Source organism: Pseudozobellia sp. WGM2, assembly GCF_017810075.1.
Lineage (GTDB): Bacteria > Bacteroidota > Bacteroidia > Flavobacteriales > Flavobacteriaceae > JADNYK01.
The window spans coordinates 204,160-227,043 of sequence record NZ_JADNYK010000005.1; the positions used below are offsets into that span (position 1 = coordinate 204,160).

Consider the following 22,884-nt stretch of genomic DNA (forward strand, 5'->3'; position numbering starts at 1 on the left):
AAGAATAGCCTCATGAACCTTTTCTACTTCAAGCGTCTATTCTTAGATTTAAAAAAGGTCAAAATGAATATGCTACGGTTATTCTTCCGTTAATACCGGGCTCTGACTGCCAGTAGAGGTAACTTCCATAATTGGCGCCGGCATATAAATATTCATCTAAAATGTTATTGACGTTTAACTGAACCCTGAACTTTTCGTTCTGCCAAGAAAGCGCCCCATCCATTCTAAAATAATTGGGTAAATCAGATTGGTCATCGGCCGCCCATGCCCAAGTAGACCGGTCCGCTTGGTACTGATAACCTAAAGAAGCTCCAAAACCCTTCAATTTACTGTACGGACTAAAGTGATAATTGAGCCAACCATTGGTCACATGCTTAGAGTGCCCTGCGACCAGTGACCCCGATTTATCTTCGACATTGGTATTGGCGTAGTTAAGAATTAAATTGAGCCCATCGGTAAGTTCTCCCTGTAGGTCGAACTCTATACCCTTAGATTCAATTTCGCCAGAGTAGATGCTAAAATTATCGTTAGGAAAAGCGGGGTCACCCACTAAAATCTTATTCTTGTTTATTTTGTAGACACCTAGTGATGTACGCAAACGACCATCGAAAAAGTTTCCTTTTAGACCACCTTCTATGTCTTTACCGTTTACCGGGTTGTTCAATATTTCCCCTGAAGAGTTAAATCCGCTTTGCGGAAGAAAAGACTCATCGTACAGTGCATATATACTGATCGATGGTGCAATGTCAGCGCTAATACCTATTCTGGGCGTAAGTACGTCATCAGATTCTGTCTGCCCCAGGGTGTAGAGGTTTGAATATCTACCGGCTAGGGTAAGCCTAATTTTTTCGTTTAAAAAACCGATTTCATCTTGAGCGTAGAAAGATCGTAAAATACTAGCACCATAAGGCGTTCCTCCATTTCTTTCCTGAACGGGAAAACGACGATCAAAATTAGTGGCAGGACTCTCCCCATAAACAGGATTAAAAATATTGAAAGGGGTTGTGGTATCTACAATCGAAAGTTCTGAAAAATCGGCCCAGTAGCTTTTGTCGCTGTAGTCAAAACCACCCATGACCTTGTGTTTCACCGCTCCGGTATTGAATTCGCCATTGATGTAAAGTTGGGCATATTTGCCTCTTGAAAGGGCATCCCATTTTGATGTGTATCTAATTGCGTCACCATTTTCGGCCATCGAAATTAGCCAAGTTGAATTACCGACTTGGTCGTATCTCAAATAGGCAAGCTGACCGTGAAGGCTCCAATTTTCCGAAAATTTATGATCGAGGTTCGTGAAGAAAGACACCTCTTGAATATCGGTTACCGGATAATCATTGTTGGTGAATTTAAAATCTCTGTCTAAACTTGCATAGCCTGCATCGGCAGGTGCAAAAATATATGCCGAGCCAATATAAGATTCTGCCTGTTTCAAATTCATTTCGGTGGTTATCGAAGTCTTTTCAGAATATTTATAGGTTACGGAAGGGGCAATACCATATCGAGTCACGTTTTCGTTTCCTCGATGACTATCAGTGGTCTGATACATCAAATTTAATCTACCCAAAAGCTTTCCGTTTTCGGTGAGTTTTCCACCGACATCGACTGTGCCTCTATAGAAATCGAAGCTACCTGTTGAAAAAGAGGCATTTGCTATAAATTCTTCAGTAGGTTTTTTAGTAACTACATTGTAGAAACCACCGGGTTCCCCTGCGGCCATCATAAATCCGGCAGGTCCTTTAACGAATTCAATACGTTCCACAGTGTTCATATCTTCGGCCAATGGCCCCCAAGAGTCTTGAACATTTATACCATTTCTAAAAGCGGGAAGCCTAAAGCCTCTCATATTAAGTCGTGCGAAATGGCCCCAATGTTCTAACATGGTGACCCCACTTACATTTCGGGTCAACCCGTCCATTATGGTAGTTACCTGTTGGTCTTTTAATAAGTTAGAACCTATAACCTGAATATTTTGTGGTAGCTTGGCCAGTTCGGTTTTTAACCGGAGCGATTGTGAGGGTTCACGTTGCACATATTTATTTTGGTGGCCCTCAACAACAACCTCATTCAATTGTTCCGACCTTTCGCTAAGAATTACAGTGGGTACCGTAGTGGTTTCATTGGTGGATAGGGTAACTACTAATTTTTCGGATGACATTCCAATCGAAGAAAATAATAAGGTAACCTTCTTTCTTGGTACCGAAGAAAAAGAGTAGACGCCATTTTCATCTGTAGTGGTACCTTTCGAACTGTTTTGAATCATAACATTTACGTAGGGTAGGGGGGCGTCATTGGCATCAACTACCTTCCCCTGTAGCGTGCCCGATTGGGCATTTCCATAGATAAATGTCAGTAGGGCTAATGTGGTAAAAAGTATGTTTCTCATAAATTGCATTGTGTCTATTTGGTTTTAGTCTAAATAAAAACAATACAAATGTAAAAGGAAATGACTAAACTCGAAACTTATTTAGAATTATTATAAATAAATTTCGAATGATGCCGGATTGACGGAAAAGGAGCTTAAATTGGAGAGAGTGAATTAACAGTTTGCCTAAGCGCGGTAAGATTACCCAACAGTTTTTCGAGCAGACTCAAATCAAGCATATTCGCCCCATCACTTTTTGCATTTGCCGGATCAAAATGGGTTTCCATAAAAATACCGTCCACTCCCGCAGCAATTCCAGCCCGAGCCATTGTATTAATAAGTTTGGGGCGACCTCCGGTAACACCTGAGGCTTGATTGGGTTGTTGTAAACTATGGGTAACATCTAATACCACGGGGGCATATTGCTTCATGGTAGGTATTCCCCTGAAATCTACAACCATATCTTGGTAGCCGAACATGGTACCACGATCGGTAATCCATACTTGTTCATTATCAGAATCGATGACTTTGGTCACGGCATGTTTCATGCTTTCAGGCGACATAAATTGGCCCTTCTTTAAGTTGACCACCTTACCTGTTTTGGCGGCGGCAACGACCAAATCTGTTTGGCGTACCAAAAAAGCGGGAATTTGCAACACATCTACATATTCAGCTGCCATGGCGGCATCAGATTCTTGATGAATATCGGTAATCGTTGGCACGTGAAAAGTTTCCGAAACTTTTCTGAGAATTTTCAAAGCTTTTTCGTCGCCTATACCAGTAAACGAATCGACACGACTTCGGTTCGCTTTTTTAAAACTTCCTTTAAAAACATAAGGTATTTTAAGCTTATCGGTAACCTTGACAATTTTCTCTGCAATGCGAAGAGCCATTTCTTCACCTTCAATGGCGCAAGGGCCTGATAGTAAGAAAAAATTGTTGCTGTCGGTATGTTTTATTTGGGGAATTTTGTCAAGATGCATAGCTGATAATTTGTACAAAGATAATATATCTGTTTGCTATAAAATTTAAATAAGTTGGTGAATACAATTGGCTCAATTGTTGGTAGTTGTTTTTCGATTTAACTTATATTATATGAAAAGAATTTTGTTGCGGGCTCTCTTTATGGGTGCTATTTGTAGTACTAGTGCGCAATCAAGTAAAAATGTAGAAAAAGGGCTCCTAAAGGTAAATGCATTTATTCCTGGTATTTCCTATGAATTGGGAGTAGGTAATACTAGCACGTTTAATTTTGATGCCCTACTTATTCCTGGAGGTGGCACTAATTTTAATGAAGACCCTGAATTTGGCCTGTTCTATGGTTTTCAAGCTGAATACCGGTATTTTACTAACTTTAATAGGCGGCTTTCAAAAATGAAGAAAATTGAAGGCAATAGCGGAAACTATATTGCCTTAAATAATCAAATTTACTCTGGTAGGCCGTTAATAGGAGATTACTATCTAAACTATTCATACAATCATATTGTAGCTATGACCTATGGTATTCAGCGGACAAGAAGCAAAGGTTTTTATTGGAATGTATCCTTTGGGCCTGGAGTTTTTATAACGGAATCAGATTTGAACACTTCACTCATGCTTGACCTCAAATTAGGTTGGGTGGTTAAAAAAATCAGATAAAATAACCCTCTCTAAATCAACAACATAAAAATAACATGCTATTAGGTAACTACTGAAAAAATAGCAGTATCTTTGCGCGCTCAAAAGGAGCGGCCTTTTATAAAACAAAATTATGTCTACAACAAAGAACATCGCGATTATCGCACACGTTGACCACGGCAAGACAACCCTGGTCGATAAAATCATGTACCACTGCCAACTTTTTCGTGAGAACGAGAATACTGGTGACTTGATTCTTGATAACAATGATTTAGAGCGTGAGCGAGGTATTACGATTACCTCGAAAAACGTTTCGGTAGTTTATAAAGATACCAAGATCAATATTATCGACACTCCTGGTCACGCCGACTTTGGTGGTGAGGTAGAACGTGTATTGAATATGGCAGATGGTGTACTTCTGTTGGTCGATGCCTTCGAAGGGCCGATGCCACAGACCCGTTTTGTATTGCAAAAAGCTATTGATTTGGGCTTGAAACCTTGTGTAGTGGTCAACAAGGTCGATAAAGAGAATTGTACTCCTGAAGAGGTTCATGAAAAGGTTTTTGACCTTATGTTCGAATTGGGCGCCGAAGAATGGCAGCTTGATTTCCCCGTTGTTTATGGTTCTGCCAAAAACAACTGGATGAGCGATGATTGGAAAAAAGAGACTGAAAATATCGAACCATTGTTAGATATGGTCATCGAACATATACCCACTTTTAAGCCTGAAGAAGGTAACACGCAAATGTTGATTACCTCTTTAGATTTCTCTTCTTTTACGGGTAGAATTGCTATTGGTAGGCTTCAAAGAGGCCATCTTAAAGAAGGTCAGCAGGTTTCTTTAGTGAAAAGAGATGGTAGCATTGTAAAATCTAGAATCAAAGAACTTTTTGTATTTGAAGGTTTAGGCCGTAAAAAGGTGCAAGAAGTCGCTACAGGTGACATCTGTGCATTGGTAGGTGTCGAAGGGTTTGAAATCGGAGATACGGTTGCAGATTTGGAGAACCCTGAAGGGTTGAAGACCATTGCTATCGATGAGCCAACAATGAGTATGTTGTTTACGATTAACGATAGTCCGTTCTTCGGTAACGATGGTAAATTCGTAACCTCTAGACATATTAAAGAGCGTTTAGAGCGTGAACTTGAAAAAAACTTGGCGCTTCGAGTAAACGAAACCGATAGTGCCGATAAATTCTTGGTGTTTGGGCGAGGTGTATTGCACCTTTCGGTATTGATCGAGACTATGCGTCGTGAAGGTTATGAAATTCAAATCGGTCAGCCACAGGTAATTATCAAAGAAATTGATGGTGTAAAATGTGAGCCTGTTGAAGCATTGACTATCGATTTGCCGGAAGAAGTTTCTGGTAAAGCTGTAGAGATGGTGTCAATACGCAAGGGAGAAATGACCAGTATGGAGGCTAAGGGAGACCGAATGATATGTGAGTTCATTATTCCTTCTCGTGGTATCATCGGTTTGCGTAATCAACTTTTAACTGCGACTGCCGGTGAGGCTATTATGGCCCACCGATTCTTGGAATATCAGCCAATGAAAGGGGATATCCCTCAAAGACAGAATGGTTCGTTGGTATCTATGGAAAAAGGAAAAGCAATACCATATTCTATCGATAAACTTCAAGATCGTGGCAAGTTTTTTGTAGATCCAGGTGAAGACATCTATGAAGGCCAGGTTATTGGTGAAAATTCGCGTGGTGACGATATGACTATTAATATCACAAAAACGAAAAAACTGTCGAACGTACGTTCTTCCGGGGCTGATGATAAAGCTAAGATTGTACCGGCAATCAAGTTTTCATTAGAAGAAGCTTTGGAGTATATTCAGAAAGATGAATACGTTGAGGTAACACCTAATCACCTTCGATTAAGAAAAATATATCTGACCGAGGTAGACCGAAAGCGCAATAAGATCGCATAAGTTTATAAAGCCCTGAAATTTTTCAGGGCTTTTTCTTTTTCTAAAGCGTTAATTCCTTATTAAATTCCTAAAATCGACACCCGATAATTAGCGTCTTCGTAATTCTTTTTTTTGCTGTTTTTTAAAAGTTCGACTTGCACTAGAATATGTATATATTAATAGTGATTTACTTGAGAGAACCCTAATTCTATAAATATGCAATTGAAAGATAAAAAGGTACTGATTACTGGCGGATCACGAGGTATCGGTAAGTGTATGATCGACGAACTTGTAAAGCATGGAGTTCGAGATATAGCTGTTATTGGTAGAGATAAAGAAAACCTTAAAGAACTACGACGAACATTTGAGACGGTTAACTTTCTTTTGGTGCGCGGTGATGTAGGTGATTTAAGTGTGCTTCGAGACATGGCCTCTAAAATTCAAGATGAGTGGGGTCAACTAGATATTCTTATCAATAATGCCGGTGTGGTTTCCGCAGGGCCTTTAGATGAAATATCCGATGAAGATCTTTATGACCAGATAGCAGTGAACTTTACCGCGGTTTTGGTTTTGACCAAGTACTGTATTCCCCTTTTGAAAATTTCTGAGGAGGCAGCTATTATGAACGTATCTTCTGGCTTAGGCCTCATTGGTATGCCGTTCTACGGCGTTTACGGTAGCACCAAAGCGGGAATTCGACAGTTTTCAGATTCCATTCGTCGCGAGTTGAAACCCTTCAATATTTCCGTTACCTGCGTGTATCCTACTGCTACGGATACTGATATGATGAAAACTTCCCAAGCAAAAGAAATGGACACCCCGGAATTTGTCGCCGAAAGGTCGATTCAGGGTTTAATCAATAAAAAATTACATGTAATTTTTGGGGGGCAACAACGACTCAACGATAGTAAGTTGAATTTTGAAAGTCCTGAAAAGTTTGATGAGAAGATTGCATCAAGTTATGATGAGCGTCGAGATGCAAGTCTTAGTCATAAAGCCATGTAATCTTATTACAGCACATTTCGGGTAAATAACTAAAATTAAATATGTTGTTGAAAAAACTGAGCATTATGCTCCCCTTGTTAAGTATCGTTTTTATTACGGGTTGTAATACTAAAAAGAATAAAACAGAGGAGTCAAAGAGTGAGACTAAGGAAGTCAGCACACGAACTGATTCGAAAATCCCCCAGAGCTGGGTCGATAAAAGAGTGGCCAAAGCTAAAAAAAGATTGTCAGGATCTGATGCCGGAAAAGTAATTTGGGCTTCTATGGAAGCTCACGGTGGGCTCGACAACTGGTTCGGTAACGGTTCGCTCGCTTTTCGGTTCAATTATATACCATTAGATGGTAAAACCCCACGTGACAGTTACCAGACGGTAGATGTTTGGAGCAATAGGGCAAAGCATACCAGTGTTAGTGATAGTACGGCCCGTTTTGGGTACACTGGTGAAAAGGCATGGCTTCAAGCCGCAGACAGTACTGCCTTTGTGTACGATACCAAGTTTTGGGCATTGACCCCCATTTACTTAATGGGGCACCCTTTCGTATTGGATGGGGAAGGTGTTAATTTGGAGCTTTTGCCTCAGACCGAATATCAAGGTAAGACGAACAATGTGGTGAAAGCAACTTTTGATGCTGGCACCGGCGATGCACCTGATGATTATTATATCTTACAGTTTGATGCCGAAAACCAATTACTTACGGCCACCAGATATATTGTTTCTTATCCTGAATATTTCAAAGATGGGGGGCACAACCCTGAAAAGTTTATGGAAGTCGGTGAATTGATAGACGTTGATGGAGTGCTATTGCCTAAATCATTGAAAACACACTGGACGGTCGATGGTCGGCCCGGGGAGCATATCACTGATATTGAAGTGAGTGAGATGCATTTTATAAAAGATTTGCCCGAAGATTACTATGCTATGCCCGAAAATGCCGAGGAACTTTAAATTTAGTTAGATTCCTCGATAGGCAGTTTGTGCATTGCCGCAGCTGCTGCCCCGATGATGCCCGCGTGGTTCTGCAGTTGAGCAGGGACTACGGGGGTTTCTATTTTTATATAGTCTTTGAATTCATCAAAGTCTTTGGAGGCCCCACCACCCAAAAGAATTAGATCTGGTGATACGATAAGCTCAACATACTTCAAAAACTTGTTGAAACGTTTGCCCCATTTTTTATAGGATAAATTTTCACGTTCTTTGGCAGAACCCGCCGCCCAAAGCTCAATTTTCTTATATTTTTTATAGGGAATTTGTCCGAGTTCAAAATTAGGTATCAATTTACCATCTAAAAAGGCTCCGCTACCTAATCCTGTGCCTATAGTGATCATAATGACCAGACCTTCGGCACCTTTGCCGATACCATAGTTCATTGAGGCGTACCCCGCAATATCGGCGTCGTTGACTACGGTAAAGTCTAGGCCAGTTTTATCTTCCAGCAGTTTTTCTACGTTTACACCTAACCAGCTGGGGTCTAGATTTCCGGGTGATTTGCAGACCCCTTTTTTTATGACTGTCGGGAAACCGCAACCTACTTTTCCTTTGTAATCGAAGTGCGAAACAATTTGAGCGATTACATCTGCCATTGCCTCGGGAGTACGTGATTTTGGGGTCGGTATGCGATGGCGTTCAGATATCATCTTACCTGATTCGATATTTACTATACCACCTTTAATTCCAGAACCTCCAACATCAATACCCAGTACTTCCATTATTTAATTTTGTGTTTAGGTTGACAAAATAACAAAAACTTTTAATAGTAGAGAAAGCTATGTCAAGCAATAGTTGTTATTCCTCTTTATCATACAGACCGGTATCACCTTTCTCTAAAAGTGGTGTAAGTTGTGCAATAATATCGGGTCGTTCTTTCGCTAAGTTTTTATTTTCAAAATTCTCAATTTTATGATCGTATAATTCGACGGTCGGCTCTTCATCTCTATAATATTTTGTCAACCGGTATTCTGGGGTTCTTAAGGAGATTCCCTTTTTGTAATAACTATAGGCGACATCATTTCCTTTTAAAGATTTCGACTTCAATAAAGGTACTAAGCTGGCACCATCAAGATTTTCTTGACGTGATAAACCACCTAGCTCTAAAAGAGTAGGATAGAGGTCAACCGTTTCTACGATGTTATCGATCCGGTTTGGTTGATTTTCAAGTTCGGGGGCCTTTATAATCAGGGTGCTTTTGAGTGCATTTTCAAAAAGGGTGTGTTTGCCCCAAACCCGCTGATCGCCCAAATGCCAACCATGATCGCCCCAGATGACCACTACGGTATTCTTATCTAAGCCCAAGGTCTTAAGTTCTTCGATCAATTTTCCTATTTGTGCATCAGCGTAACTAACGGATGCCAGGTAGGCATGACGCAACTTTTGTGCATATTCTTTTGAAACGGGTTGGTTCAAACGTGCCTTTTCTTCCCCGAGGGCATATTGATTGAATTCACCATTGTTTTGTAGGCTCGCCAGGTTGATGTTTTCGGGAATGTTACCATTCTGCGAGACTTTTATACTGTCTCGTTTATACAGATCCCAATATTTCTTTGGTGCATTAAAGGGAAGGTGTGGTTTAAAAAAACCGACCCCCATAAAAAAGGGTTTTTTTGAAGTTTTGAGTTCTTTCAGTTTTGCAACGGCAAGATTGGCGGTAAGCCCATCAGGGTAGCCCTCATCATTGGTTTCTCCTGCCTCGTACGGTTTAACCTGCTTATTCAGGCTTTGACGATTTTCACCGTTGGCATAAGCGAAAAAAGCGTTCCATCCTGTTTTCCATTTTCCAGGGTCAAAAAGTAATTCACTCCAGCTATAGGGCAGTTCCCTTTGGTTCGAAGGTTCTTCTTCGTAACCATAGACCAGGCCATCTGCCGAATGCGAAATTTTTCCGATTCCGACGGTATGATAACCTTCTTGCTTAAACCGATGAAAAAAGCTTTCCGGTGATTTTTTCTCCGGTTGACCGGAAATTTCCATTTCAATGGCACGATTGCTAAGATGAATCGGTTTGTACGGTCTCATTCCAGTTATTAAAGCGTGACGTGAAGCCCCGCATGTAGGCACTTGCACATAATGATGTGTAAAAAGGGAGCCAGAATTTGCTAGCGCGTTCATGTGTGGGGTAATGGCTTGGGAATTTTCAAATACCCCCAATTCATTGCGCAAATCATCGACTGCTATAAATAGAAAATTGGGCCGCTCTTTAGTTTCTATTGATTGCTCTGGCTCAATTACAAAACTGAAGAGAAACAGTAAAGTGAAAAGATATTTATACATATTAAATTAGTTTCCCGTTTTCTTTGAGTACATCAAAAATTAAGGTATCAACTTCTGAAACTTTCTCGCTATCGTCATAATTTAGCCAAGCCATTTCTTCAATCTCTGAAGCTGGAACGAGATTACCTCTATACAGTGCCGAATAACATGTCATTCGAACCAAAACTCCCGGTTTGTGGCTATCGGCTTGAGCTTCGAATATACCTATAAATTGCATGGTTGCAAGTTCGATTTCAACGCTCAATTCTTCCTGTATTTCGCGAAAGAGTGTCTGCGCATCAGATTCGCCTATTTCCCTTTTTCCTCCAGGGATGTAAAACTTATCTCTACCACGGTTTCGGGCTACAAGAATTTTTCCATCTACAATATGGATCCACGCTAGTTTGTCAATTATATTTTGGGAAGGTTCAATATAATAATCTATAGAATTTAGTGAATGGTTCGGATCGATAATATCCAATATTTTATCAATCAACCTTCCTTGCCAAGTTAAAGTCCCTAATTTTTTATTTCTGCCCAAGGCACTTGAGATGGTCTCGTCTCGATTTCCGAATTTATACCCTCCGCGCTTCATCCAAAGAACATTAAGTAAATGTTGCATGAGTACATTGCCCAACTGGTCTACGGAAATGGCAATTTTAAGGAAAAATTCTCCAATACCACGAATTCCTTTAGTAACAAAAGTGTGAAGAATACCGTAAACGAAACCAAGTGGCCCAGTAACTAAAATGAGCACAATGGATATTAGAAAAAGTAAAGCGCCTATAAACGGATTTACTTTTTTATCTGCCGTATAGGTTCTCTTTTTAAATATCATAGTTTGGCAGGCTGAATTTTATATGGCGCGCTGAACCACCTCAAAAATTTTGTTTCCGTCACATTTAAGGGTTTTCGAGGGGTACTTGAGAATAAGTGCATAGTCATGCGTTGCCATAAGAATCGAGCGGCCCGATTTGTGTATTTCTTGTAGCACCTTCATAACTTCTACACTGGTCTGGGGGTCTAAATTTCCTGTAGGTTCATCTGCCAGAATAAGATCGGGGTCGTTCAAGAGAGCACGGGCAATGGCGACACGCTGCTGCTCACCACCGGAAAGTTCATGTGGAAACTTGAACCCTTTCGTCTTCATGCCAACTTTTGAAAGTACATCTTCAATCTTCTGGTTCATTTTAGGTCTGTCTTTCCAGCCGGTCGCCTTTAGTACAAAATAGAGGTTATTATTGATGTTTCTATCGGGCAACAATTTAAAATCTTGAAAGACGATGCCTATTTTTCTCCTGAGATAGGGTATGTCTTTCTCCCGTAATTTTTTAAGGTCGAAACCGACAATGCTTCCCGTGCCATTTCGAAGGGGAAGGTCGCCATAAAGTGTTTTCATGAAACTACTTTTTCCGCTACCGGTCTTTCCGATTAAATAAACAAATTCACCTTTTTGAACATCAAGGCTTACATCGTTGAGTACAAGACTTTCTTTCTGAAAAATTGAGGCATCTTTTAATTCTAAAATGGTTTCTGACATAATTTGGGCAGTGCGTTTTATGCTAAAAGTTTGTCAACATGTCGCGACTCTGTTTATTTGGCCGCAGAATTTATGAAGGTAGACTTTTGTTGATATAAAAGTAATAAGTTCATTGGTAACGGAATAGGCTGTTTTACAAAAATCTTTTTCTTTTGTTAAGCATTATTTAATTGTCTGAATATACTTTGGTACAATATTCGACGTTATTAAAATTAATAATAAGGTTAGTAGAACACTATGCTGAAAAAAATCACCGTTTTAATTCCCATCTTCTTGGGAACGGTCGCTATTGGAACATCCCAAGAGACCAAAATCTATACCCACGACAAAAAAGAATATCAAGATGCCCTTGCGCTTTATCACAATGAGCAGTATCAGGCGGCACAGACCATTTTTTCAAAAGTAAAGGATAACTCCGATGATTTAGAAACCAAGTCGAACAGTGCCTATTATGAGGCTAATGCGGCGGTACGTTTGAATCAATTGGGTGCCGATCGCTTAATGGAAGATTTTGTCGCCAAATACCCGACTTCAACGAAGCGTAACTCCGCTTACGTAGATGTTGCAGAATACTATTTTGAAACCGGTAAATATCCTTATGCCCTTAAGTGGTACAATAAAGTAGATCAAGGTGTATTATCTCGCCAAGAAATGGACAAGTTCAATTTCAACTACGGGTACTCGCTTTTTTCCTCTGGAAAGCAGAAAGAGGCCGAGCGTTATTTGCAAAAAGTAGAGAGTTCTGCAGTTTATGGTTCTCAGGCCAAATATTATCAGGGTTATATTGCCTATCAGCAAGATGATTATGAAACGGCAAACCAGCGTTTTGATGAAATTCAAGATCCTGAAATTCTGGAAGAAAAAATGGATTACTACCAAGCGGATATGAATTTTAAGCTCGGTAAGTTCGAAGAGGCATTGGCCTTGGCAAAAAAGCAGATGGCCAAAGGTGATCGTAAAGAAAAATCGGAACTGAGCAAAATAATTGGTGAGAGCTATTTTAATATGGGCCAATATGCCAATGCGATACCTTATTTAGAAGATTATCAAGGCAAAAGAGGAAAGTGGAACAATACCGATTTCTATCTCTTAGGATATTCATATTACAAACAGGGCGATTACGCCAATGCGGTACAGCAGTTTAACAAGATTATAGACGGCACCAACAGTGTGTCACAAAATGCCTATTACCATCTAGCGGAATGCTATCTGAAGTTAGATAAGAAGCAAGAAGCCCTAAATGCTTTTAGAAATGCATCGCAAATGGATTTTTCTGAGGATATTCAAAAAGATGCCAACCTTAATTATGCACGTTTGAGCTATGAGGTAGGTAATGCCTATGAACCCGTGCCTAAGGTAATAAGTGATTATCTGGCGAAGTACCCGAATGATGGTGCCACGGAAGAAATGCAAAACCTCTTGGTAGATTCATATATCACTTCGAAAAATTTTGAAGGGGCAATGGAACTGTTGGAGAAGAACAGAAATTATGCCAGTAAAGAAACCTATCAAAAAGTGGCGTACTACCGGGCAATAGAGCTTTTTATGAACGATGAGTATGCAGATGCGGCAGATAATTTTCGAAAATCGTTGGATAATGCCGAAAACTCCCTTTTTAAAGCACGCGCCAATTACTGGAAAGCTGAATCGGAATATCTGTTGAATAATTTTGACGCCGCTTTGGTCGATTATATTCAGTTTCAGCAAAACCCTTCCGCTAGTTCGACCGAAGAATTTAAAGACTTGAATTACAATCTGGCCTATACATATTTTAAGTTGAAAGACTATGGTAATGCTGTTTCGTATTTCACCGATTTTACAGGTTCTGGTACTACAGATACTCAGAAATTATATGATGGCTATTTGAGATTGGGTGATAGTTATTTTGTGACCAGCAAGTATTGGCCAGCCATTGAAACTTACAACAAGGCTTTGGCCTTAACTGGTCCTGAAAAAGATTATGCCGCTTTTCAAAAAGCGATCAGTTATGGTTTTGTAGACCGAAGAGACACTAAAATTGAAGAGTTGAGATCTTTTGTTTCTTCATACCCAAGATCAACCTTAAAAGACGATGCCCTTTTTGAATTGGCGAATACGTTGGTTTCGGCAGGTCAAGAACAACAGGGCTTGAAAACCTATGATCGAATGATCAATGAATATAAGGGCAGCTCTTTGGTGCCACAGGCCATGATGCGACAAGGGCTTGTACATTATAATGCGAACAGAAATGAACAAGCATTGAGCAAGTTTAAGGCGGTTGTGAATAACTTCCCTAACACTCAAGAAGCTATTCAGGCGGTGTCAACTGCCAAATTGATTTATGTTGATTTAGGTAGGGTAGATGAATATGCCGCTTGGGTACAGAATGTCGACTTTATAGAGGTTACCGATGCCGAGCTTGACAATGCTACATTTGAATCGGCCGACAAACAGAACCTAGAAGGTAAAAAAGATGCGGCCATCCGTGGATACGAAAAATATATAGAGCAGTTTCCTAACGGGTTGAATGCGGTAAAGGCCAATTTTAATTTGGCACAACTCTATTTTGCCAAAGGTGATAAGGGCAAGGCGTTACCAAACTACAAATTTGTTGCCGATAAAGCCGGTAGCGAATATGCAGAGCAGGCCTTGACAAGGGTTTGTGAAATCTATATCGGTCAAGATGATTACACTTCCGCTTTGCCGTATCTAAAACGTCTGGAAAACCAAGCAGATATTCAACAGAATCGAACATTTGCGCAGTCGAACCTTATGAAAGGGTATTATGAGCAAAAAAATTATGACCAGACCCTTGCCTATGCCGATAAGGTCTTGGCTACCCCGACCATAGACAATCGAATAAAGAGTGATGCGCATATCATGATTGCAAGATCGGCAGTTGCCACTGGCAATGAGACAAAGGCAGAAAGTGCCTACGCTACGGTCTTGACCATAGCTTCTGGTTCGACAGCGGCGGAAGCCCTTTATTACAATGCTTACTTTAAGCACAAGAAGCAAGATTTTGAAGGTTCGAATATATCAGTACAAAAACTGGCTAAAGACTACTCGAGCTATAAAGAGTGGGGTGGAAAAGGTCTGATTATCATGGCTAAAAACTTTTATGCCTTAGGTGATGCCTATCAGGCTACCTATATTTTAGATAGTGTGGTTTCCAATTTCAGTCAGTTCCCGGAAGTGGTTACGGAGGCTAAAGGAGAACTATCTATTATCAAGGCTAAAGAGGCGCAAAGTAATTCTTCGGTAAGAACAAATGAAAATTAAGTCGAGCATAATGACGGTAGAAAGAATAGGAGATATCTCGACTCAGGGCCTTAATGAAAATAAAATGTCAAATAAAGAACACACAATGCTCAAACATATAAAAATTATAATACTCTTGTTTTTGGGTTTGTCACAAACCATAAGTGCCCAAGAAGAAGAGGAAAAGGATGATATCGGTACTGAAACCGTAACGGTTACCAAAGCGTATACCCCAACGATTTCAGATGCTTTTAAAATCAAGTCTACTCCTAATCTAAACGATTCAATCGTACTTCAGAAAAAGAAAATTGAATATAATATATTTTCGGTTCCGGTGGCATCGACTTTTACCCCGGCTAAGGGGCAAGCTTCGGCTGTAAAGAAAACACCTCCACCGGTTTTATACAATTCTTATGCGTCGGGCGGAGGCGGTAACCCTGCCAATGTGATGGGCAAATTTTACACCAGCAAGACCATTGACCGTGAGTCGGGTTATACCATCGGTTTAGATCATAGTTCATCTCGGGGTGATATAGATGGGGTTGCTTTAGATAATATTTATTCAAACTCAAAACTGGATGCTGCCTATATTAAAAGAGACCGCGATTTCGATTGGGGCGCAGATATTAGTGCTCAGCACCAACTCTATAATTGGTATGGCATACCTGATGGTGTTTTTACCGAAGAAATCGTCAACTCGATAGAAGAGCGTCAAAACTATTTTAAGGCCGGTGCAGGCGGTTATATCAATATGGAGGATTCTTATTTTGAAAATGCAAAATTAAACTATAGACGTTTTTGGGACGCTACTAAATCTGGCGAAAATAGGGCTGTTTTTGAAACAGGTCTTGGTTTTCCCGTTGCGGAAGAAAAGCTTGAAATCAAGGCTGAAGCCGACTTTGTAAACGGAAAATTTGAAAATTCAAGTCTGAACAATCAGAGCAGTGTACCAGGTATAAAATATAGCAATCTACAGGTGGGCCTGAGTCCAAACCTTGTGATGGCGGGCGAAGACTATTCCCTTAATTTAGGGGTTAAACTGGTGTATGGGTTAGATATGGAAAACAGCGATAGCAATTTTTATATCTATCCATCAGTTTCAGCGTCTTATCGGTTACTTGATGAAACTGCTATTGTATATGGTGGGGTAGAAGGCGACCGTAAACAAAATTCATATTATGGCTTTGTTGAAGAGAATCCTTATGTGTCACCGACTCTTACTATTCAACCAACCGATAAACAATATGATGGTTATGTAGGTCTAAAGGGGCAACTACTTCCGAATTTGAGTTATAATGTAAAAGCTTCTTATACTGCAGAGAACCGTATTCCACTATTTAAATTAAACCCGCAGAACACTTTACGTGACGATGAAAAGGGGTATTTCTATGGTAATTCTTTTGAAGTGTTCTACGATGACATGAAGACCATTGGTGTCTTTGGCGAATTGAATGTCGATGTTAATAGAAATTTTACTTTAGGTGTCAATGCGGAATATTTTAATTATAACACCGAAACCGACAACCCGGCATGGAATCTTCCAGAACTTAAAGGTTCACTTTTCATGGACTATCAAATTGGAGAAAAATGGTATGCCGGAGCAAACCTCTTTTACGTAGGTAGTCGAGAAGATGTGGCAACTATCGCCAATGCATCGGGTGTGCCATCAAGCTTTACTGCTGAAATTATAGAGCTTGATTCTTACTTTGATGCTAATGCGCATATTGGTTACCGTTGGAACGATCAGCTCTCCTTTTTTCTGAAAGCTGCTAATATAGCCAATAACAACTATCAACGATGGGCCAATTATCCCGTACAAGGGCTACAGATTTTGGGCGGGGCTACATATAAATTTGATTTATAGGGATTTTAGTAGTGTGAGAAGCACATAAACCGATTTTAAAGGGTACTTGTCTATTGCAATAGGGGTATTCTTAGCTATTGGTTATTTTTGTTGTAATTGCTATTGAAGATAATTATTAACTATGTTGCATTTGCCGCAATTTTCTTTTAGGAGGAGTTTTTCCGCGTTCGCCTTTCCCAAAAATCTTTGGATTAAAAAACTTAGCGGTTTTGTATTGATTATGGCCGTTTTGATTCTTGCGGCCTGTAAATCTGATGACGGAACATCTCCATCCTCAGATATCGATACTGATGGTGATGGCATAACCGATGAGCAAGAAACTTTAAATGGTACGAACAAAAATAACCCTTGCGATCCAAAACCGAGCTCCGGGTATACGGGATATGATGTCAACAATACTACTTGGTTAGGTGCAGATTGTGATACCGATGGTATTTCGAATGCTCAGGAGCTAAGTGATAACACAGATCCCTTTGTTAATGAATCGAAGGATTCAGATGGTGATGGTGTGCCCGATTTTCAGGAAGATGCAAACGGTACGGATAAAGACAACCCTTGCGATCCTGTTCAAGACGAGAATTATGAAGGCTATAATGCCCAAAATAGTGTATGGGCCAATTCTGATTGTGATGCTGACGGATTTACTAACGGAGAAGAAGTTTCTGCCAATACTAACCCGTATGTAGATGATACGGTCTATGTAGTGGCCGAGTTTTTACCGAAGTTATCGGATCTTCAGATATTTCGAGGCTCCCCGGCAGATTTGATTACCCATAATACTTCGCATGAATACAGTCTTAGTACCCAACTTTATACTGACTATGCATATAAGTTTAGAACTATTTCTTTACCGGAAGGTGGTCAAATGACCTATAGCGATGAGGGACTTTTACAGTTTCCCGATGGTACGGTAATCAGTAAAACATTTTATTATCTGAACGATGAAAGAAATCCTGATGCAGGGCGAAAACTGATAGAAACAAGACTTCTTATAAAGACCGGGGGTTCTTGGAATATGGGCAATTATATTTGGAACGAAAACCAGACCGATGCGGTATTTTCAAACAGTGCACCTACGGTTACCGTGAATTGGATAGACAATTTAGGCGAAAGCCGAACTGTCAATTATCAAGTTCCGTTCACAATTAATTGTGCACAATGCCATAATGTGAATGATATTACTATACCTATAGGCCCTAAAGCACGTAATCTCAATTTTGCATATAACGGTAAGAATCAATTGCAATATTTTATAGATAAAGAATTGTTGGCCGGTGCACCAGAACTTTCTCAAGTTGAGCGTTTACCGGATTGGGCGGATTCTTCTTTTTCTCTAGAAGGTCGTACACGAGCTTATATGGATGTCAACTGTGCACATTGCCACCAACCTGGTGGGCTACATAACTCAAACAATGAAGGTCGCCCTGACTTTAGGTACGAAACGGCCTTGACCGAAAGTTTGATTGTTGAATTTAAAGACGATATCAAGAGTAGGGTCGAGACTTCGCCTGCCTATGGTCCGTCAATGCCGTTAATTGGCATAACGAAACTTCATGATGAAGGTGTCGACCTGATCCATGAGTATATGGATTCCCTGTAAGTCGTTCCAAAATAGGTCTTGTTCGCTGTTTTCTAATATTTTATATTTTTAGAGGATTAAACCCTTTAAAATGCTCCGGACATTTTTAGCTGTTAGAGTGCAACTGCTCATTTTACTTCTTGTGTCGGAAATAGGCTACGCGCAAAATTTAATAAAAAACCCTAGTTTTGAAAGCTTCGTTAATTGTCCTGGACACTTAGGTAATTTTGATTCAGATGTTCAAAATTGGTCAACACCGACAGGTGGTTCGACCGATTATTTTAATGGTTGTAGTACGGAGATGGGCACACCGGAGAACTTCAATGGTGCTCAAACAGCTGATTTCGGTGTCGGCTACGCAGGTCTTTATTTGTACGCGCCAGATGACTATAGAGAATATCTACAGGCAGAATTGAATGGCCCTTTGATAAAGGGAGAAAAATATCAAATTTCCTTCTATGTCAGTCTTGCTGAACGTTCCGATTTTGCCATTAAGGAATTTGGAATGTTGTTGGCCAAAGAGGCCATCAATTTAACTACGAAGAAAGTGCTTTCAAAAAAGTTATTATACCAACAAAAGGAAAACGATTATAGCTTTATGGAAATCGGTTACAGTAATTTTTATTCAGACACCCAAGATTGGATATTGGTTCACACGCAATTTGTCGCGAAAGGAACGGAGCGGTACTTGATAATGGGAAATTTCAAGAGCAATAAGCGCACTCGACTTTTTAAGACCAAAAGAAATGCCAAGCAAGGAGCTTATTATTATGTTGATATGTTCAAATTGACCAAAGTTCAACCAACGAATACTACAGTGAAAGAAGTAGGCTTAAAGACATCTTTACAAATTGAGCTTGATAAGACCCATGTTTTCGAAAACGTTCTTTTTAAGTTCGATAAATTTAAAATAACGTCGAAAGCTGAAACAGAACTAAAGGGGGTTTTTGAGTATTTGTTACAAAATGAACAAGCGAGAATTACCATAAATGGGCATACCGATAATATAGGTTCGAAAGACTATAATTATAGACTATCTACCCAACGTGCTCGAATAGTTGCTGAGCACTTAATTAAAATGGGGTTAGATAAAGGTAGGGTTGTCTATCAGGGTTATGGCGGTGAAAAGCCCATAGCAAGTAACAAAACGGAAGTAGGAAGACAACAGAACCGAAGGGTAGAATTTATTATTTCGAAGCCCTCCGGTCTAAATACCAATCTTTAATATGCCGAGTACTCGGTAGGGTAAAGCAATAATTTATCTGCCTTGTTCATATTGTTTTGATATTTGGGATCATTCTTTAAAACGTCCCATTTGTCAGAACTAAAAAAGGATTCCCATTTTGCATCTCTAGTTTTCATGTCAGAAAAAGTCGTCATATACATTAAGTTGGGCATACGGTCGCCTGAAATGACTTCCGCATAAAAAACAGCATTGAACCCTAAAGACTCAAATAACTCAACTTCTCCGCCAACATTAAACATATCTACCTTATTTTGATAAGTAGCTTCTGTTGGTGATTCATAGCTGCGAAGTTCATAAACCCGGTCTTCTTTTTCGCCCTCGACAGCCGAAGCACGCATTTGTGGCATTTCGGTAAAAGCCCGCATCAAGGTTGAATTGATCCGTTCGTAGGGTGGATTGTCATATTTGGCGTTGATATAATCTGTACCTGCTGAAACATACGTTTTATCTTGTGCGAGCATGTCATCAAGTTTTGAGAATTGCTCTAGCGATTTAAAGGGTATAAGTACATAAATTTTATTGGCCAGTAGGTAGTTATTAGGCCTGAATTTGAAAACTCCAACATCACTAATATTTGCTCTTTTCAGTGCTGGGAGGTAAGCGTTTTTTAAGTAGGCGTCCATTCGAGATTCTTGATTTTCATCTTTGACCGTGTAGGTTTTAAGTTGATAGAACTCACGCTTTTGGTCTTGTGCATTTGAACTGAGTACAATAGTTGTCAATAATAAAAAGCAGATAAATGGTTTACGTATGGCTAATTTTTTCATATCAGAGTTTTGGTTTGAACGGTACCAAACTTAATGAAGTTAAGTCAAATAACCTATAACTGAAATTACGAGCTTGCTAATATTGTCTGTATTCTAAAATATCACCAGGTTGGCATTCGAGTACTTCGCAAATGACCTCTAGGGTGCTAAACCGAATTGCCTTGGCCTTGCCTTGTTTTAAAATGGAAAGATTAGACATGGTAATTCCCACTTTCTCAGAAAGCTCGGTCAACGACATTTTTCGAGTGGCTAGCATTACATCAAGGTTTACAATTATCGACATGTGATGTATTTATATGGTAAGGTCATTTTCTTTCTTCAATTGGGCACCTATACGAAAAGCTTCCGCGATTATTAAGAGAAAGAGAGCTCCAAAAACAGATTCTAAGTGCTGAAAAGAAAACATATTTATACTGGTGAAATTAAGATCGTTAAACTCTAATTTATCACTGAAGTAGTAAGCAGAATAGGTTATGGCCAGTTTGTCTATCAAAAAAAGTGCAATCGCTATGATAGCTATTTTCCGTAGTCTATTTGCATTATCCACAATTAAAAAGTTGCCCGATCGTACTGCTTCGAGAATTCGAATTACATATTTTATTGAGAGGAGCGCGCATAAATTTGCTGCTAGTGAGATTAAACTATAAATGGCCAAAAATCTTTTAGGTAAAAAATCAGCACTGATGGATCCTATTGAATTATGTAAATATAAGTTAGAGGGCTCGAAATTTTGAGGAATTTGCCATTTGAGGCTATTCTCAATAGAGAATAAAACGGGAAATTCCATGTGTAGGGCAGGTGCATCTGTTGCAAAAACAAAAAAACTGTACAGGGCCCAAAATAAAATGGATATTGCAAATAGGAAAAATATTATCCTAAAGATTGTAAGTAGATAGCCAATAAGTGGTCCGCCGTGTACTTTTGTTTCCCCTTCCATAGTATGTTATTTAATAACTGTAAATCAACAAAAAATTATTGATAAACAATGAATAATTATTGTTAAATAATTGTTATCGCATTCATTAGATGGATTGCCAAGTGTAAAATAGTAGCCCTGAAAAAAATCCCCGTATATTGCGGTAAATCAAAAGAAAATATGGATTTGAACTTAGCGGTACTTATAGATGGGGACAATATACCTTCTGCTTACGTAAAGGAAATGATGGAGGAGATTGCCAAATACGGTAACCCCACGATAAAGCGTATCTATGGCGATTGGACGAATCCTCGCTTGGGCAAATGGAAAAATGTGCTACTCGAAAATGCCATTACCCCCATTCAACAATACGGCTATACCCAAGGAAAAAATGCCACAGATTCCGCAATGATTATTGATGCTATGGATATTTTGTATTCGGGCAAGGTCAATGGTTTCTGTATCGTTAGTAGTGATAGTGACTTTACACGCTTGGCTACACGTTTACGGGAAGCCGGTATGCAGGTTTTCGGTATTGGTGAAAAGAAAACCCCTAATCCATTTATTGTTGCCTGTGATCGATTCATATATATTGAGATTTTGAAGAATCAAAGCGATGATGAGGTTTCAATTGATGATGTCAAGAATAAAACAACTGAAAAAAGCAGTATAGATAGAATTACCGCAAAAGATATTAAGCTAATTACATCAACAATAGATGATGTTGCTGATGATGATGGTTGGGCTTTTTTGGGTGATGTGGGCAGCCTTTTGCAGAAAAAGCAGCCCAATTTCGATTCTCGTAATTATGGCTTTCAGAAATTGACCCCTTTGATCAGTTCGATCGATAAAATTGAAGTAGACCGCCGTGAAGATAATAAAGGCCGTAAAAAGTTAATTTATGTAAAAATAAAGGATGTCAGGTCTTCTCGATCTAAAAAATGAGCTTCATTTTTTATGGAAGAAAAACTTATCTTTAGTAACAATAAAACTGTTTATAAGATGAAAAATAATAGTAGGTACTCGTTTTTTTAGGCTTGATGATTTTACTGCCCTCTTATACCGCCTTACAGGCTTCAGAATTGGTGTCGGTGAATTTACAGAGTTTCAATAATCCCCAAGAAATAGTTAATAACGTCGATGGGGTGTGGAAATATACTGTTGACAGTGCGCCGCCTGAGTATAGCACAGGACTCATATCTATATTTAGTGAAGATGACGTGTATGGTATCGAGGTGCAATTGGCTGGTGGTGCTCTCAAAGGTTCAAATGTAAGTGTGGAGGGTAACAAGGTCAGTTTCGATTTATCAATAGAAGGTACTATGGTTACGGTTAAGCTTGTAGCTGAAGGTGACACTATTTCAGGTAGTAGTTCATCATCTCAAGGGTCCTATAGCATTCAGGGAAATCGCGTCAAGCCTCAATAATATTTTCATCAATAATTCTCAAGAACTTGCGTATCTCATTAGTTGAGATAGATGTTTTATATCTTAAATAGTTCTTTCGAGAAAGGGACTTGATGAGAATACGAAAGTGGCTGGTGGCGAAATTATTGTTGGACCTATGGGATTGATCGGAATATTGGTCGATA

At 39.5% G+C, this 22,884-nt stretch carries 19 protein-coding genes; 10 read left to right on the forward strand and 9 right to left on the reverse strand.

Features of this window, described 5'->3' with window-relative positions; translation table 11 throughout:
• Window positions 1-58 precede the first annotated feature (58 nt).
• Entirely contained in the window at window positions 59-2,383 is a 2,325-nt protein-coding gene (locus IV512_RS13535; protein WP_209404249.1) for a TonB-dependent siderophore receptor, read from the reverse strand.
• Between the two features lie 134 nt (window positions 2,384-2,517).
• Entirely contained in the window at window positions 2,518-3,345 is an 828-nt protein-coding gene (gene kdsA / locus IV512_RS13540; protein ID WP_209404251.1) for a 3-deoxy-8-phosphooctulonate synthase, read from the reverse strand.
• Between the two features lie 112 nt (window positions 3,346-3,457).
• On the opposite strand from kdsA, the gene IV512_RS13545 reads away from it, so the two are divergent.
• The 4 genes from IV512_RS13545 to IV512_RS13560 all read left to right on the forward strand — a co-directional run bounded on the left by IV512_RS13545 (window position 3,458) and on the right by IV512_RS13560 (window position 7,843).
• Window positions 3,458-4,000: a hypothetical protein gene (locus IV512_RS13545; protein ID WP_209404253.1), complete on the forward strand. Its 543-nt coding sequence runs from the start codon at window positions 3,458-3,460 to the stop codon at window positions 3,998-4,000.
• 112 nt (window positions 4,001-4,112) lie between these two features.
• Window positions 4,113-5,912: a translational GTPase TypA gene (gene typA, locus IV512_RS13550; RefSeq protein ID WP_209404255.1), complete on the forward strand. Its 1,800-nt coding sequence runs from the start codon at window positions 4,113-4,115 to the stop codon at window positions 5,910-5,912.
• A 195-nt stretch (window positions 5,913-6,107) separates the two neighbouring features.
• Complete coding sequence (locus tag IV512_RS13555) at window positions 6,108-6,896, forward strand: SDR family oxidoreductase (RefSeq protein WP_209404257.1); 789 nt, start codon at window positions 6,108-6,110, stop codon at window positions 6,894-6,896.
• A 41-nt stretch (window positions 6,897-6,937) separates the two neighbouring features.
• On the forward strand, window positions 6,938-7,843 hold the full coding sequence (locus IV512_RS13560) for a hypothetical protein (RefSeq protein WP_209404259.1): 906 nt from the start codon (window positions 6,938-6,940) through the stop codon (window positions 7,841-7,843).
• Window positions 7,844-7,845: 2 nt separating this feature from the next.
• Here the strand turns inward: IV512_RS13560 and ppgK are convergent, their stop codons facing one another.
• The 4 genes from ppgK to IV512_RS13580 all read right to left on the reverse strand — a co-directional run bounded on the left by ppgK (window position 7,846) and on the right by IV512_RS13580 (window position 11,681).
• Window positions 7,846-8,604: a polyphosphate--glucose phosphotransferase gene (gene ppgK / locus IV512_RS13565; RefSeq protein ID WP_209404261.1), complete on the reverse strand. Its 759-nt coding sequence runs from the start codon at window positions 8,602-8,604 to the stop codon at window positions 7,846-7,848.
• Window positions 8,605-8,680: 76 nt separating this feature from the next.
• Complete coding sequence (locus tag IV512_RS13570; protein WP_209404263.1) at window positions 8,681-10,162, reverse strand: sulfatase; 1,482 nt, start codon at window positions 10,160-10,162, stop codon at window positions 8,681-8,683.
• A 1-nt stretch (window position 10,163) separates the two neighbouring features.
• Window positions 10,164-10,979 carry an NUDIX domain-containing protein gene (locus tag IV512_RS20070; protein WP_209404265.1) on the reverse strand — a complete coding sequence of 272 codons (816 nt, stop codon included), beginning with the start codon at window positions 10,977-10,979 and terminating at the stop codon, window positions 10,164-10,166.
• Window positions 10,980-10,997: 18 nt separating this feature from the next.
• Window positions 10,998-11,681 (reverse strand): cell division ATP-binding protein FtsE, encoded by a 684-nt coding sequence (locus tag IV512_RS13580; RefSeq protein WP_100869363.1) that lies wholly within the window; start codon window positions 11,679-11,681, stop codon window positions 10,998-11,000.
• A 237-nt stretch (window positions 11,682-11,918) separates the two neighbouring features.
• On the opposite strand from IV512_RS13580, the gene IV512_RS13585 reads away from it, so the two are divergent.
• The 4 genes from IV512_RS13585 (at window position 11,919) to IV512_RS13600 (ending at window position 19,589) form a co-directional block, all read left to right on the forward strand.
• Window positions 11,919-14,942, forward strand: a complete 3,024-nt coding sequence (locus tag IV512_RS13585) for a tetratricopeptide repeat protein (RefSeq protein WP_209404267.1) — start codon at window positions 11,919-11,921, stop codon at window positions 14,940-14,942.
• Between the two features lie 10 nt (window positions 14,943-14,952).
• The gene (locus IV512_RS13590) at window positions 14,953-16,785 is read left to right on the forward strand and encodes a TonB-dependent receptor (RefSeq protein WP_371743300.1); all 1,833 of its coding nucleotides are present in this window, start codon (window positions 14,953-14,955) and stop codon (window positions 16,783-16,785) included.
• 130 nt (window positions 16,786-16,915) lie between these two features.
• Window positions 16,916-18,385: a hypothetical protein gene (locus IV512_RS13595; RefSeq protein ID WP_209404269.1), complete on the forward strand. Its 1,470-nt coding sequence runs from the start codon at window positions 16,916-16,918 to the stop codon at window positions 18,383-18,385.
• Window positions 18,386-18,455: 70 nt separating this feature from the next.
• Complete coding sequence (locus IV512_RS13600; protein WP_209404270.1) at window positions 18,456-19,589, forward strand: OmpA family protein; 1,134 nt, start codon at window positions 18,456-18,458, stop codon at window positions 19,587-19,589.
• On the opposite strand, the gene IV512_RS13605 is transcribed toward IV512_RS13600, so the two are convergent.
• The 3 genes from IV512_RS13605 to IV512_RS13615 form a co-directional block, all read right to left on the reverse strand.
• The gene (locus IV512_RS13605) at window positions 19,586-20,377 is read right to left on the reverse strand and encodes an NIPSNAP family protein (RefSeq protein ID WP_209404272.1); all 792 of its coding nucleotides are present in this window, start codon (window positions 20,375-20,377) and stop codon (window positions 19,586-19,588) included. The two genes, IV512_RS13600 and IV512_RS13605, sit on opposite strands and share 4 nt — an antisense overlap.
• Window positions 20,378-20,453: 76 nt before the next feature.
• Window positions 20,454-20,660 (reverse strand): helix-turn-helix transcriptional regulator, encoded by a 207-nt coding sequence (locus tag IV512_RS13610; protein ID WP_209404274.1) that lies wholly within the window; start codon window positions 20,658-20,660, stop codon window positions 20,454-20,456.
• 9 nt (window positions 20,661-20,669) lie between these two features.
• The gene (locus tag IV512_RS13615) at window positions 20,670-21,314 is read right to left on the reverse strand and encodes a DUF2975 domain-containing protein (protein ID WP_209404276.1); all 645 of its coding nucleotides are present in this window, start codon (window positions 21,312-21,314) and stop codon (window positions 20,670-20,672) included.
• A 159-nt stretch (window positions 21,315-21,473) separates the two neighbouring features.
• Between IV512_RS13615 and IV512_RS13620 the strand changes: the two genes are divergently transcribed.
• Window positions 21,474-22,238 carry an NYN domain-containing protein gene (locus IV512_RS13620; protein ID WP_209404278.1) on the forward strand — a complete coding sequence of 255 codons (765 nt, stop codon included), beginning with the start codon at window positions 21,474-21,476 and terminating at the stop codon, window positions 22,236-22,238.
• Window positions 22,239-22,333: 95 nt separating this feature from the next.
• Window positions 22,334-22,720 (forward strand): hypothetical protein, encoded by a 387-nt coding sequence (locus IV512_RS13625; protein ID WP_209404279.1) that lies wholly within the window; start codon window positions 22,334-22,336, stop codon window positions 22,718-22,720.
• The last annotated feature ends 164 nt before the right edge of the window (window positions 22,721-22,884 follow it).